General features: G+C 35.3%; 14 protein-coding genes. 10 read left to right on the plus strand and 4 right to left on the minus strand.

All coding sequences use genetic code 11. From position 1 onward, the window contains the following. The first annotated feature begins 1 nt into the window (after window position 1). The 8 genes from DIT68_RS08390 to DIT68_RS08420 all read left to right on the plus strand — a co-directional run bounded on the left by DIT68_RS08390 (window position 2) and on the right by DIT68_RS08420 (window position 6981). Window positions 2-1987: a D-arabinono-1,4-lactone oxidase gene (locus DIT68_RS08390; RefSeq protein WP_199223395.1), complete on the plus strand. Its 1986-nt coding sequence runs from the start codon at window positions 2-4 to the stop codon at window positions 1985-1987. Continuing rightward, window positions 1984-3198 carry an alanine racemase gene (locus tag DIT68_RS08395; protein WP_109359350.1) on the plus strand — a complete coding sequence of 405 codons (1215 nt, stop codon included), beginning with the start codon at window positions 1984-1986 and terminating at the stop codon, window positions 3196-3198. Before DIT68_RS08390 ends, DIT68_RS08395 begins: the two co-directional genes overlap by 4 nt. Before the next feature lie 84 nt (window positions 3199-3282). Further along, entirely contained in the window at window positions 3283-3597 is a 315-nt protein-coding gene (locus DIT68_RS08400; protein ID WP_109359351.1) for an addiction module antidote protein, read from the plus strand. A 95-nt stretch (window positions 3598-3692) separates the two neighbouring features. Next, window positions 3693-3926, plus strand: coding sequence for a hypothetical protein (locus tag DIT68_RS08405; protein WP_109359352.1), 234 nt, complete (start codon window positions 3693-3695; stop codon window positions 3924-3926). Between the two features lie 190 nt (window positions 3927-4116). Then, window positions 4117-4521 carry a hypothetical protein gene (locus DIT68_RS08410; RefSeq protein ID WP_109359353.1) on the plus strand — a complete coding sequence of 135 codons (405 nt, stop codon included), beginning with the start codon at window positions 4117-4119 and terminating at the stop codon, window positions 4519-4521. 29 nt (window positions 4522-4550) lie between these two features. Beyond that, window positions 4551-5285 carry a peptide deformylase gene (locus DIT68_RS08415; protein ID WP_146194163.1) on the plus strand — a complete coding sequence of 245 codons (735 nt, stop codon included), beginning with the start codon at window positions 4551-4553 and terminating at the stop codon, window positions 5283-5285. Window positions 5286-5449: 164 nt separating this feature from the next. Then, window positions 5450-5626, plus strand: a complete 177-nt coding sequence (locus DIT68_RS16325) for a hypothetical protein (protein ID WP_158276142.1) — start codon at window positions 5450-5452, stop codon at window positions 5624-5626. A gap of 254 nt (window positions 5627-5880) precedes the next feature. Further along, window positions 5881-6981, plus strand: a complete 1101-nt coding sequence (locus tag DIT68_RS08420; RefSeq protein WP_158276143.1) for a BamA/TamA family outer membrane protein — start codon at window positions 5881-5883, stop codon at window positions 6979-6981. Window positions 6982-7077: 96 nt separating this feature from the next. Here DIT68_RS08420 and DIT68_RS08425 read toward each other — a convergent pair whose 3' ends face one another. Continuing rightward, a complete protein-coding gene (locus tag DIT68_RS08425; RefSeq protein WP_146194164.1) occupies window positions 7078-8769 on the minus strand; it encodes a BamA/TamA family outer membrane protein in 1692 nt (563 codons plus the stop codon). Window positions 8770-8901: 132 nt separating this feature from the next. On the opposite strand from DIT68_RS08425, the gene DIT68_RS16330 reads away from it, so the two are divergent. Beyond that, a complete protein-coding gene (locus tag DIT68_RS16330; RefSeq protein ID WP_158276144.1) occupies window positions 8902-9042 on the plus strand; it encodes a hypothetical protein in 141 nt (46 codons plus the stop codon). Window positions 9043-9106: 64 nt separating this feature from the next. Here the strand turns inward: DIT68_RS16330 and DIT68_RS08430 are convergent, their stop codons facing one another. After that, window positions 9107-9769, minus strand: coding sequence for an SCO family protein (locus DIT68_RS08430; RefSeq protein ID WP_109359357.1), 663 nt, complete (start codon window positions 9767-9769; stop codon window positions 9107-9109). A gap of 33 nt (window positions 9770-9802) precedes the next feature. On the opposite strand from DIT68_RS08430, the gene DIT68_RS16335 reads away from it, so the two are divergent. Beyond that, a complete protein-coding gene (locus tag DIT68_RS16335) occupies window positions 9803-9973 on the plus strand; it encodes a hypothetical protein (RefSeq protein ID WP_158276145.1) in 171 nt (56 codons plus the stop codon). Between the two features lie 723 nt (window positions 9974-10696). Here the strand turns inward: DIT68_RS16335 and DIT68_RS08435 are convergent. Both DIT68_RS08435 and prfB read right to left on the minus strand, forming a co-directional pair. Beyond that, entirely contained in the window at window positions 10697-11671 is a 975-nt protein-coding gene (locus DIT68_RS08435; protein ID WP_109359358.1) for a hypothetical protein, read from the minus strand. 71 nt (window positions 11672-11742) lie between these two features. Further along, window positions 11743-12828, minus strand: a complete 1086-nt coding sequence (gene prfB, locus DIT68_RS08440) for a peptide chain release factor 2 (RefSeq protein WP_109359359.1) — start codon at window positions 12826-12828, stop codon at window positions 11743-11745. Between the last annotated feature and the right edge of the window lie 226 nt (window positions 12829-13054).

The following is a 13054-nucleotide window of genomic DNA, read 5'->3' on the forward strand; positions in this document are numbered from 1 at the left end:
AATGAGAAATCTACTTTCAAAGGAACTGAATGAAGTAATAGGCAGTGACGAACATTTGGGAGAAATGATGAGTTCAGACGAAAATTCAACGTTTTACTGTGAAAAATTAATTGAATTGTCAGAGCGAACTGCTTCTGGCTTCTCTGTGGACGGTAATTTACCCGTTTTAATTCTTAAATTCGGAAAGTGGAATTGGCTATTCGGAAGCTTGTTCATAATATTTCTCGGGTTTTTCGTTGCAGTTGCAACTATAAATATTGAAGAACCGATTTATCTCCTTTTACCATTAGTGATTTTATCCATTTTTATTGTACACGCCAGATTTTGGAGTATTACCAACAAAATAACTCTTGACTGTAGTAATAAAAATCTAATCATTGAAAACGACCATTGGCTTGGAAGGCATTTAGGTGGTAAAAAGTTTATTCCATTTTCTGAAATAATATCTTTTGATAAAAAGCTCAAAAGATATCGGGCGAAAGGACAAATAATTCATTATCGATATAGAATAATATTAAAAACGAATCTCAAAAAGCATAGTCTATTTGAGATACCTCATGGACCGATTTACTACATTAACGAAAACTCAATGATTGAATCTATTAAAGGAATAATTAAAAACGCCTACAAAAAAGGTGAACTTGATGAAATGTCAACTAGTGCAAAAATTGCACAAGTTCGATTGGAAGGCGGTAGAGATCACAGAAAAAATTGGTCAGAAAATGTGGAATGGAAGCCAGCCCAAATTGCCTATCCGTCCACGGAGTTTGATATTCAAAATTTGGTTTTGAAAGCGTCCAATGAAAGGAATAAGATTAGGGTAATTGGAACCGGACATTCATTTACGGAGTTGTGTAAAACAGACCAAATATTATTGAGTTTGGATGAATATCAAGGATTGGTGAATGTGGATAAGGACAATTGTCAGGTTACGGTGAAAGGGGGAACTAAATTGAAATTACTCGGCGAACTTTTGTGGGCAGAAGGTCTTGCAATGGAAAACCTTGGTGATATTGATGCGCAGTCTATCGCAGGAACAATTTGTACCGGAACCCATGGAACGGGAACGGATTTTGGAACAATTAGTACCCAAATAATTGCTTTAAGATTGATTAACGGAAAAGGAGAAATCAAATCATGTTCTCCATCGGAAAATCCTGAATTATTTAAAGCAGCTCAAGTTTCTCTGGGTGTTTTGGGAGTAATTACCGAAATCACATTGCAATGTGTTCCGAGTTACAAATTATTGGTTACGAATAGAAAGGAACAATTGAACGAAGTAATGTCAAGCATATCGGAAAGAAATCGTCAAAATCGAAATTTTGAACATTATTGGTTTCCTTATACCCAAACGGTTTGGACCAAAACTACGAATATTGCAGAAAGCGGAGAACCTGATAAAGATACTTTCTTGAACTATGCGTCAGAATTAGTTTTAGAAAATTATACCTTCAAGGCCTTGTGTGCATTGGCCAAAATCTTTCCATCTAAGAATAAAATGGTCTCTAAAATCGTGGCTCAAGCCGTACCGACCATGAAAAAATTAAACTACAGTCACAGAGTATATGCAACCATGCGCTTGGTTAAATTTACAGAAATGGAATATAATGTGCCTGCTGAAGCCTATCAAGACGTGATGAAAGAAATTATTGAGTTAGTCAATTCTGAAAAATTTGCTATTCATTTTCCAATAGAGAGTCGGTGGGTAAAAGCAGATGATATTTATATGAGTCCAGCCTATGGTCGTGATTCTGCTTACATCGCTTGCCATGTCTACAATAAAAAAGACAATACGGAGTATTTTAAAGCTTTAGAAGCAATTTTCAGGTCTTATGGAGGTCGTCCGCATTGGGGGAAAATGCATACATTAACGCAGCAAGATGTGATAGATCTTTACCCAAAATATCCTGAATTTAATAAGATCAGAAAAGAGCAAGACCCAGATGAAATTTTCACAAACCCGTACATAAAGCAATTGATTGGATGATGAAAAAGAAGAGCGATAAGAACTACTTTGAACAGCTTAATTCTACTTTAAAAAACCATCATCGGGCAATACCGTTTTTAGTGGTCGATCTTGACAGGGTAGATGAAAATATTGAACTATTTAAAGCTGACCTAAAATCGAATGCGCACTTTCGCGTAGTGGTCAAATCTTTGCCCTCCCCCAATTTATTGAACTATGTGGCAGAAAAGATGAACACAAATCGTTTTATGGTTTTTCATCAACCTTTTTTAAGTCATTTGAGTACCATTTTAGATAGCAAAGCTGACATTCTATTGGGAAAACCCATGCCTATAAAAACTGCAGCATTCTTTTTTAAGAACTTTCCAAAAAGTAAAAATGATTTTAATCCATACAGTCAAATTCAATGGCTAGTGGATACAAAAAAGCGCGCTTTGGAATACTTAAAATTGGCAGAAGAGTTAAAGCAAACGCTTCGTTTAAATTTAGAAATTGATGTCGGATTGCATCGGGGCGGATTTCAAACATTAAGTGAAGTAAAAGATGTTTTAGAAATTATAAAAGCCAGTGGTGGAAAAATAGAATTTAGCGGTTTTATGGGCTATGATCCGCATGTGGTAAAGGTGCCAAAAATTCTTCGTTCTCAAAAGAAATCTTTGAGCAGTAGCAACAACTTTTATAATGATAGCAAAAGGATGGTTGAAGAACAATTTTCAGAACTTTGGAATGATCGTCTGACTTTTAACGGTGCAGGAAGTCCAACCGTTCGCTTGCATAACACTTCATCCTCACCTTTAAATGATGTTGCAGCAGGTTCGTGTTTTGTTAAGCCAAGCACCTTTGATGTTCCAACATTAAGTAATTATAGTCCAGCGTGTTTTATAGCAACTCCTGTGCTAAAAAAAATGAAAGACACCACTATTCCAGGCTTAGAAAAGTTTAAAACACTTTTGCGTTTCATCAATAGAAAAAATGCTCAATCCTTTTTTATTTATGGAGGATTTTGGAAAGCAGATTATGTTTTTCCAGAAGACTTACAGCTGAACACACTTTTTGGAGCATCCACTAATCAAACAATGGTTAATGCACCCATGACTGCAAATTTAGAAGTTGATGATTTTGTTTTTTTGCGCCCTCACCAAAGTGAATTTGTATTCTTGCAATTTGGTAAATTGATGATCACCAGAGGAAATGAGATTGTTGATGAGTGGGGTGTGTTGGATAGTGATTGAATTGTTGTTTTTGAGCGAGGATAGGTGTCGTCAAAGTATGAAATTCTGATAAGAGCTGTTAGGAATAATTTAAAAAAATAGAAAATGGAAACTTCAAAATTTGAAATAGCGGATTATTTGGACAGCAAAGAGATGATTGTGGAATATCTCAATACTGTTTTAGAAAATGGAGATAATGCTGATTTGATTAACGCAATCGGGCATACTGCAAAAGCCATAGGAATGACAAAAATTGCTGAGGAAACAGGCTTGAGCAGAACGAGTTTGTACAAAGCATTATCAGACGGTGCTAAACCTCAATTTTCGACAATAATGAAAGTATTAAAAGCAATCGGAGGTCAAATCCAAGTGAATCCGATATCTACACCAAAAGGTAACGCACCACAAGACAGCCTTTAGGATACAACTGCGTAACACCCTCCAATATTGACATTCCTGTGAATCTAAAAGTGATTTTTCGCTCACCACTTTAATTCCACAAATAAACAAAACCAATGAAAAAGGTATATACAGATAAGAAAGGTCGAGAATATATCAAGGAGTCTTACTTCCTTGGAGGAAAAATGAAATTTCGTAGAATTTTTGTAATTGATGGCATTCCAGAAGATGATTTTTATAAGAAAAATGCCACAGATTATGATTTCTATTTGAATGGAGACTACGAATTAATGGAAAGCGAAAAAGAGGCAAATAAGCACGACAAGAATCAAGATGATTTACCATTTTAAAATGGTTGTAATGCTATTAAAAACAGTGCAGATTTGAGTAGGTTGATTTGTAAGGGATAAGCTAATTTCTATCAAGATCAAAGTAATAGAGTGACTCCTTGCTCTATTGAGATCAATTCACGATTTCTTAATTTTTCTTACCTTTAACCAATATCCAATAGGGGAGTAACAACTTCAGATTACTAGAGAAATGAAAATCCTTGCAATACTTTTTCTATTTATTTCGTTTGCTACGAGTTCATTCTCGCAGTCAGATACTTTATCAGACACTTCATTTGATTACAGAGAGCATTTTTCTGGTCAAAAAGGAAAATGGAGTTTCACAGGTGAAAGATTATATAAAGACAGTCTCCTTATTTATTCTTCAGTTTATGAATCAAAATCTGGTGATACTTCTGTCTATAAATGGGAGCGAAAATGGTATTATGAAAACGAAAAATTAAAACGACACATTATCGTGAATTTTAAAAAGCGAAAACGTGCTCGAATAATTGATAAAACCTATTCAGAGAAAGGAAAATTAATTGATGAAATTGAAAAAAAAGCATCTCGAAAACCTGAAGAAACGAATCCTGAAAATTTAAATTGGAAATAATAAAACAGCAAGTTCAACAAAAACTCCCCATGATTAAAAATTACATAATTTTCACCATTCTACTCATGACAGCATTTTCTCATACCAGCTGCTCAACCAACAAATCCCTAACATTCGAAAGCCCAAAAGAAGGGTACAAGGTAGTTCAACATATTCCTAAAAATAAGAAAGGCAGAGATAAAAACGCGCTTTATTTAACGCCACGCAGCATTAAAGAAGATGAGTTTAATACGCCTGAACTGAATACATTTATAGACAGTATGAACGCGGTAATGCTGCGAGAAGAAGGTGTGGGGATTGCGGCAAATCAATTGGGGAAAAGACTGCAAATTTTCATTATTGAAGCCATGGATGATAATTCAAGGTACAAAGTTTTGGGAACAGTCAATAATCAAGTTTTTATTAATCCCATCATCACGAATGTTTCAAAAGAACGCAAGAATTTTTGGCACGGATGCTTGAGTGCAAACGGTGAAGATAGAGGAAACGTGGCTACTTTTAAATGGATAGAATATGAATGCAAAAATCAAAAAGGAGAAATTCAGCGAGGAAGATTGGATGGATTTGCAGCAGTCATTTTCCAACACGAATACAGACATTTAATGAAGGGAACTTACTTGGATCATGCAAAACATTTACTCCCAAAAGCCGAACTAGACGAAAAACTAAAATCAGGAGAATTGCCTTTCTTCGAAACAGCCGATGAAAATTTACCCTTGTTGATTGAAGGCTATCAATTGAATACAAGGTTGGAGGATTATTGAGAAATGGGGTGTTTTGAAACGAATAAACTAGAATTTATCCAACAAAAAATATCTGCGTTTATCCGCGTTCGAAGATCCGCGTCACCCGTGTTCCAATACCTCGCAAACAAAGCCCTTGAAGATTATTAAAAAAAATCGTATTTTCGAAGGACAAAACATACACTATGAAAAAAGGAATATTTCACATCATTTTTATCGCCGTTACAACAGTGATTCTATTATTAATCAATCAATTCGGAAATGCAGAAAGTTACATGGCATTCTCTTTAATCCCGATTTTAATAGCCTATTATATTGGTCAATATTCAGAGCGGAAATTCAGAACACCAGCTAAAGACTAAAAGGTATCTGTTTTTCCTTACTTATTCACTGCCTTCGACAGGCTAGTCAGCGAGAAAACTCTTCGGTGACTAGCCAGCCTAAGGCTCGCTTTCCAATAAAACACAAACCACAAGTAAAACAACCGTCAAAACCACGTTAAACATTAATAATTAAACATTAATCATTATTAAGCGTTCCATTACAGCGCAACCAACCATCAAACATTATCCTCCCCATAACTGTTAGAGTTTTATTACATTTACGCAAAAAACAATTGAAGTACATTTTACTTTCCCTATTCACCATTCTCGCAGCATTTTCTGCGGGCATTTTCGCACAAGAGAAAGACACAATAAATGATGCTACAAAAACAAGGTATTCCCCAAAAATAATTGCAATTCCCATTCTTTTTTATGGTCCAGAAACACGCTTAGGATTTGGAGCCGCGGGATTCTTTAGTTTTAAAACAAACCCGCTTGATACAATTCTTCGTCCTTCACAAATCAATTTAGGAGCAGCTTATACCTTAGAAAAGCAAGTGTTAACCTATGCTTCTTTTGACATCTGGGCCTTACAAAACAAAGTGGTTTTTAATGGAGAAATTGGTTATTATCGCTACTTCTATAATTTTTACGGTTTGAATAATGAACCACGAAAAGTAGAACAATATTCTGTGAATTATCCGCGTATCCGTTTCAAAGCATATTACGAAATTTTACCAGGACTTTATGGAGGAGTTCACTATACCTTCGATAATTTTGATGTGGTAGAACGAGAAGAAGGCGGACAATTGATACAAGATAAAATCACTGGAAGTCAAGGGGGAATTATCAGTGGACTAGGAATTGGAATGAAATACGACACACGAAATCATAATTTCTACCCAACAAAAGGTTATTCTATTCAAGCCAGTTTCGAACGATTTGGAAAGTGGGTAGGAAGCGATTTCACTTATAATCTCACAACAATAGACGCCATCAGGTATTTCGATTTAAAAAATGACAAAGTAATCGCAGCCAATATTTACGGGAGATTCATTCAAGGGAACGCACCTTTTTTTCACCTTTCTGGAATTGGAGGAAACAAAAGAATGAGAGGATATTATGACGGATATTGGCTCGCCAAGCAAAAAATAGGCTGGCAAGCAGAATTCAGAACCCCGCTGTTTTGGCGCTTTGGAATGGTGGCTTTTGCTGGAAATGCAATCGTAGCAAACGAAATTGATCAGTTTCAATCAAAATACATTCGTACCACCGCAGGCTTAGGATTTCGATTCAAGGTCGACAAAGAAAGAAAAATTAACGCAAGAATAGACTTCGGAGTTTCTAGCGATTTAACCACAGGATTTTATTTTACAATTGGTGAGGCTTTTTAAGCTTTTAGGCTTTGGGCTTTAGGCAGTAGGCTTTATGCTTTGCAGAGTGCAACTTTTAGCCTAAAGCATACCGCCTACAGCTTACCGCCTACAGCATTAGAAATAAGTCACATACCCAAAATGCACCTTCCCATCCCTCAATTCAATCGGGTTATTGAACTGTTTTCCTAAGGCATAAGAAATAGAGAAAATCCCTATGTTTGTTCCGAAACTAAAGCCCACTCCAAAACCATAAGGGTCATCGCTAACATATTCTCTGGAATTGTTTTCATAAAAAGATTGGTCAAAAAACGCAAAAGCATGGGATGTTCTATCAACAAGGAATCTATACTCGGCAGTGAATGTTGTTAAGGTCGTCGCAAAAAGTAATTCCTCGTTAAATCCACGTTGAGAAGTTAATCCACCAAATCGAAAAACTTCATTTTGATAAATTTTAGGTGCATAATAACTCCGTGTTGAATTGGCCAATCTCAAAACATGTCTTCTGGCCAAGGGGAAAAATATTTCCATGTTTAAATTCCCTTTAAAGGTCGTTGAAATGGTGGTTGTATCCTCTGGTGTTGCACGACTTTTTCTTCTTCCTGCCGAAATATCCATGGACAATCGGAAACCTTTACTCGGATTCGGTAAGAAATCTACATTGTTTCGGTAGAGCCCAATTCCATAACTATTGTTGGATAAAGACGACAAATTACTGTTCGCAATTGAAGAAGCTCCTGACAATAAATTGGAGTTATTGGCTTGATAAAACACCTTGATATAGCTTCCCCCAGTAAGGAAGTAGCGAATTCCTAGGTTGATGTTTGTACTCAAAAATGTGCTGTCTTGCTTGTACAAGTCGAATTTTGTGTCAATTCCGAAAGGCGTATTGAATAGAAATGGAAAGCTAAAACTGAGGTCTAATTCTTGTGTTTTTGGCTGTAAACTTTTCCAGTTGATGTCTAATTCCTCCCCTCGTTTAAGAATATTCAAAAGCTTCAATCTCACATCTCCTGTAACTACAGTTTTCTCTGTCACAGGATCTGGCTGTAATCCTACAATTCCATTAATTAAACTCACGGGAACGCTTTCCAGATAAAGGTATAAATCTGCTCCGTCTGGCGTAAATAGAACTTCATAGGGGCGAATTTCTTTTATAAATTGAATTTGACTGATCTTGTTTGAAATGTTTTTGAGAAGCGTTCCATTATAATCATCACCTTCCTTTATCGCAATTGCATTGCTCACAAATTGATCATGTACTTTAGATTCCCCTTTGATGAAAATAGTTTTGATTTTTACTGGCGGACCTTTTTCAATATGAAGATGGGCCTTAGAAACTCCAGGTTTAATTTCATCAATGGTCAGAAATACCTTTGAGAACGGATATGCATTCTCATTCAGATACAGATTGATTCCTTGCAAAAGTTGCTCAACCAAAGCTGGTTTAAAAGGCAATTTTGAGATCATTCGCTCATTCATTCTAGGTACTTTGCTGATAATGAATGCATCCTCTTCGTCGTAAGAAATACTTAGTTTTTCAAACTTTTCTCCCCGATAGTAGTAAATCTGAGCAACTTGGTCCATATAGAAAATGGAATCCACTGAAGCTAAAACATAACCTTGCTTAATGTGCTTACTTCTTAGTTTTGCCAAATATTGAATTATTTCCTCCTGAGTATCGAGAAAAAGATCTTTTTTAGGAGAAAATGGCTCATTTTCTTGTGAAATAAAAGACAATTGATAAGAATTTTGACCCCAAATAGAGAAGGACGAAAGAATCACAAGAAGCATCATTATTCTTATCATATCACAGACTTTAACGTACTTATCAACGCTTTATTCTTTACAAGTTTATAAAATCAAATTGGAAATAATTCTATAAGTTATCGGTAATTCCATATATTTACGGACATCAAACAAATTTTAAATTTAAAAGCTATGAAAAAAATGATGCCTTTGGCTATCGTAGGACTACTTTTTGTGTCTATCGCCTCTTCTTGTGGATCATCTAAAGCAAAATGTGATGCTTACGGAGATATTGATACAAAAACAGAACAAAGCGATTTAGCTCAACAATAACTTGATTAAATCTTCCGGCTCATGTCGGATTCAAAATATATAATAGGTGCAATTTATTTTGCGCCTATTTTTTATTTAGTAAAAGCGCTATATCTTCCATCAGAATATCCACCTCTTCAGAACTTGTACCATCATAATAGCCACGGATTCTTAATTCTTCATCCACCAACACAAAGTTATTGGTATGAATAAAATCAGACCCAGCATCACCTAAGTTTCTTGCTTCCGCTGGTTTTAAAACAAAGAAAGAGTTTCTTGCTAAACTATATAAGTCTTCTTTCTTTCCTGTGAGGAAATGCCACTGTCCGTCTTCGGCATTGTGTTTTTCGGCATAAGCCTTCATTACTGATACATCGTCAACTTCGGGGTCAACGGTGAAACTTAAGATTTTGAGGTTTTCGTTTCCTTTAAATTTTTGCTGAATACGAGACATTTCTTCTGTCATTACAGGGCAGATGGTTAAACAAGTCGTGAAAAAATATTCAGCAACAAAGATTTTTCCTTCAACATCATCCAAAGTAATGGTTCCACCGTTTTGATTGGTTAAAGAAAACTTACCGATACGGTGACCAATTCCCATGTTCACCAGTTCAGGGTCAACCATTTCAGAATTGACATCACGGGGTTGAATTACTGGGAGTTGCTTCTTTTCTAATGATGTCTTATTCATGTAGTAAGCAGTGAATACACCTATAACCAATACAATAAACGTTAGTAAAACTCTCATAGAAATTGTTTTGTTACAAAAATATCCAATTAAATGCTCCGTATTGAAGCATTAACAAATTATTATAGTTCAAGTGAAGAAAAATCCAACCCCGAAGATACAATGTCGGGGCGTTTTGAAAACGATCAATTACATTGTAGATTTAATTTTAAATGCCTATCCAATACTTTACCAGTAAATATATCTAATCAAGTATGTGATTAAGCGGTGAACAGACAAGATCCTTCGCAAATTTCTATTTTCAACAAATTGAAAAAGAAATTTGCGAAGGATGACATTAGGCTAAGGCATATTTGCCCCCTAACTCCCACAACTGTCATCCTGATCATTGTGGAAAATTATGATTTTCAACAATGGAAGAATCTTGTCAAATTTTAGAGAAAACCATTTTCTATTGTAATTTATTAAACTGCTGGTAAAGTTCCCGACAAGCATTTAATTTTATAAATCATAAAATTCATAAAATCAAGAATTCAAAGATTCATTTGAAGAAAATAATAATAAAAGTTCCATTGTTGTCCGATAAAAGTATTTCATTTGATCTGAATTTAAAGCTACTGATGGGATACCAACCATTTAGAAAGCTTCATGCTTGGTTTGGTTTCTTAGAGTGTAGTAGTTAAGGTTTTTAAATTTAGCTCCAGTTGAGGGGCATATTAATAGTCAAAGACGTTGTACTTGACGACAAAACTAAACCCCACAAAAAAAGATATAGCGCCAATAATTTTTATCAGACAATAGTGTAAAAGTAGGTAAATCTGAAATTGAGCTTGACACAAATCACTTTATCCTAAAAATATAAAAACAATGTGATCGGTTGTGAAACTTTTCTAATCCATAATTGATAATTCCCCTTAGCTTTTCATCCAAACAAAAAATCCAGACCCTTTTTACAGAATCTGGATTTTATTCAAAGTTTTTAATCTCTTATTTCAAGGTAAAAGTATCTTTTCCAATCAGCGCACCATCAGCAAAGATTTTTACTACGTAATTTCCGCTTTCCACTGTTTTACCTTCTAGGTTGTAAACGATGGTCATATCAATTAGTTGACCTTGGTAATTAATTTCTCGTTTACCAGTGTAAAGAATTTCGCTTCCTGCGATTTTGGTTACATCACTTGGTCGTTTGTAAACCACTTGTCCATTTGGATCGGTAATTTGCATGAAAATAGATTTGTTTCCAGTTCTGGCTATTTTATTTTCTCCGATAGTAAAAGTACTCGAAAGAATCTCAGCTCTTGCGGCGCGATTAACGGATTTAGTTTCTCCTCCAAAAGTTTGGTACCTCAAGGCTTCACTCACAAAGTTAAATGCATTCAACTTAGCTCCTTTCGTTAATAATTCAGCATTCTGATCATTTTGCTTTCTCAATTCATCACGCTCGGCTTGTGTCATGTTCAATTCTGAACTTGTTTTATCTAAACGAGAAGTTAAATCAATGTTTAGCGTGTTTAAAGAATCTATCGTAATCAAATAACGATTCATAATTTGACGCAATTGCTCATTACGCTTCTTTAATTTATTGATTTGATAATAACTTCTGTTTTTTGTGTCTTTCAATTCGGCTAAAAGAACGCTAATACTGTCTTTTTGCGCTTGAAGGCTGTCTGATTTTGAGGCGTCTTTTTCAATCAATCTGTCGTAAGTGTCCAGCATCATTTGGAAATCTTTACGTAAATCCATTGTAGACCCATCAATATAGCCAGACATTGCCTCTTTCATAGATTTCATTTCTTGCTCTAGTTGAGCATTTGTTGCCTGACAACTTTTGTAAGCTTTAGATTCTTTTGAGTACATCCAGCCCAACAATCCTGCTCCCAAAAGGGCGATTATTAAAAGCAAAATCCAAACCCCAGAGTTTGACTTTTTTTGATCCTTATTGACGTGATTTTCTTCAGACATTCTATTTTGATTTAGTATAAAGTGCTACAAAGTATAAAATAATAATTTAGTATTCAAGTATTTATGAATTTTTAAGAACCAAACTCCATTAAGTAAGCTTTCAAAAAGGCATTGAGGTCTCCATCCATAACATCATCAACATTTCCTGTTTCATGTCCTGTTCTTACATCCTTTACCAATTTGTAAGGATGCATTACATAATTCCGTATTTGTGAACCCCATTCAATATTTTTCTTTTCAGATTCAATTTCTGACCTTTTCTCCATCCTTTTTCTCAATTCCAACTCATACAATTGAGATTTTAAGAGCTGCATGGCTTTCTCTTTATTTCCCAGTTGAGATCTTCCTTCTGAGTTTTCAATGACTATTCCGCTAGGTTTGTGTCTTAGTCGAACAGCAGTTTCTACTTTGTTTACGTTTTGTCCACCTGCTCCTCCAGACCTAAATGTTTCAAATGAAATATCTGCGGGATTGATCTCAATTTCTATTGTATCATCAACTAAAGGATAAACATAAACCGATGCAAAAGAAGTATGTCTTTTGGCGTTAGAATCAAAAGGAGAAATACGCACCAAACGATGAACACCATTTTCACCTTTTAAATATCCAAAGGCAAAATCACCATCAAATTCTATGGTCACTGTTTTTATTCCAGCTACCTCGCCTTCTTGATAATTGAGCTCTTTTAATTTGTATCCATTTTTTTCTCCCCACATGAGGTACATGCGCAAAAGCATACTCGCCCAGTCACAGCTTTCTGTTCCACCAGCACCAGCGGTGATTTGTAAAACAGCGTTTAAGCCATCCTCTTCGCCAGAAAGCATGTTTTTTAGTTCCAGATTTTCTAAATCCTCAATGATGTTATTGTACAGCTCCTCAATTTCTTCAACGCTTCCTGAACCATCATTGTAAAATTCAATCAAAACTTCCAAGTCTTCTGTTCTTTCAGCCAGAGAAGCAGAGGAATCTACCCAGAACTTCAGTTGTCGATTTTTCTTCAAAAGCACCTCTGCCTTCTTAGGGTCATCCCAAAAAGTTGGGTCTTGCGCTGCCAATTCATTTTCATGAATACTGCGTTTCTTCTCGTCGATTGACAAGTAGGCGAACAAGTTTTGAATTCGTTCCTTAAGTGATTTTATTTGGTCGCTATTTACCATGAATACAAAAGTAAAATTTTGCCGCTATTCGCCACGATATTTATAGAATTTTAGCAGGATGAAGGAGAAAGTAAAATTTTTATATTGAATAAATAATTATTCCTTATATTTATTGAAACACACAATTCTGCTTTTGCTCACTAACAAATTTGTTGTCTGGTGATTAATATGTAGCTGACTGTTAAAGGTACTGTTCTAGAGTTAACTCTCCTTTAATGTGAGATTG

Origin of the sequence: Brumimicrobium oceani (genome assembly GCF_003143775.1) — a bacterium.
Classification (GTDB): Bacteria; Bacteroidota; Bacteroidia; order Flavobacteriales_D; family Crocinitomicaceae; genus Brumimicrobium; species Brumimicrobium oceani.

What these genes read in the sequence shown, in the direction of transcription:
- DIT68_RS08390 (WP_199223395.1), top strand. Translation starts at nt 2, where the DNA reads ATGAGAAATCTACTTTCAAAGGAACTGAATGAAGTAATAGGCAGTGAC.
- DIT68_RS08395 (WP_109359350.1), top strand. Translation starts at nt 1,984, where the DNA reads ATGATGAAAAAGAAGAGCGATAAGAACTACTTTGAACAGCTTAATTCT.
- DIT68_RS08400 (WP_109359351.1), top strand. Translation starts at nt 3,283, where the DNA reads ATGGAAACTTCAAAATTTGAAATAGCGGATTATTTGGACAGCAAAGAG.
- DIT68_RS08405 (WP_109359352.1), top strand. Translation starts at nt 3,693, where the DNA reads ATGAAAAAGGTATATACAGATAAGAAAGGTCGAGAATATATCAAGGAG.
- DIT68_RS08410 (WP_109359353.1), top strand. Translation starts at nt 4,117, where the DNA reads ATGAAAATCCTTGCAATACTTTTTCTATTTATTTCGTTTGCTACGAGT.
- DIT68_RS08415 (WP_146194163.1), top strand. Translation starts at nt 4,551, where the DNA reads ATGATTAAAAATTACATAATTTTCACCATTCTACTCATGACAGCATTT.
- DIT68_RS16325 (WP_158276142.1), top strand. Translation starts at nt 5,450, where the DNA reads ATGAAAAAAGGAATATTTCACATCATTTTTATCGCCGTTACAACAGTG.
- DIT68_RS08425 (WP_146194164.1), bottom strand. Translation starts at nt 8,769, where the DNA reads ATGATAAGAATAATGATGCTTCTTGTGATTCTTTCGTCCTTCTCTATT.
- DIT68_RS16330 (WP_158276144.1), top strand. Translation starts at nt 8,902, where the DNA reads ATGAAAAAAATGATGCCTTTGGCTATCGTAGGACTACTTTTTGTGTCT.
- DIT68_RS08430 (WP_109359357.1), bottom strand. Translation starts at nt 9,769, where the DNA reads ATGAGAGTTTTACTAACGTTTATTGTATTGGTTATAGGTGTATTCACT.
- DIT68_RS16335 (WP_158276145.1), top strand. Translation starts at nt 9,803, where the DNA reads ATGCTCCGTATTGAAGCATTAACAAATTATTATAGTTCAAGTGAAGAA.
- DIT68_RS08435 (WP_109359358.1), bottom strand. Translation starts at nt 11,671, where the DNA reads ATGTCTGAAGAAAATCACGTCAATAAGGATCAAAAAAAGTCAAACTCT.
- prfB (WP_109359359.1), bottom strand. Translation starts at nt 12,828, where the DNA reads ATGGTAAATAGCGACCAAATAAAATCACTTAAGGAACGAATTCAAAAC.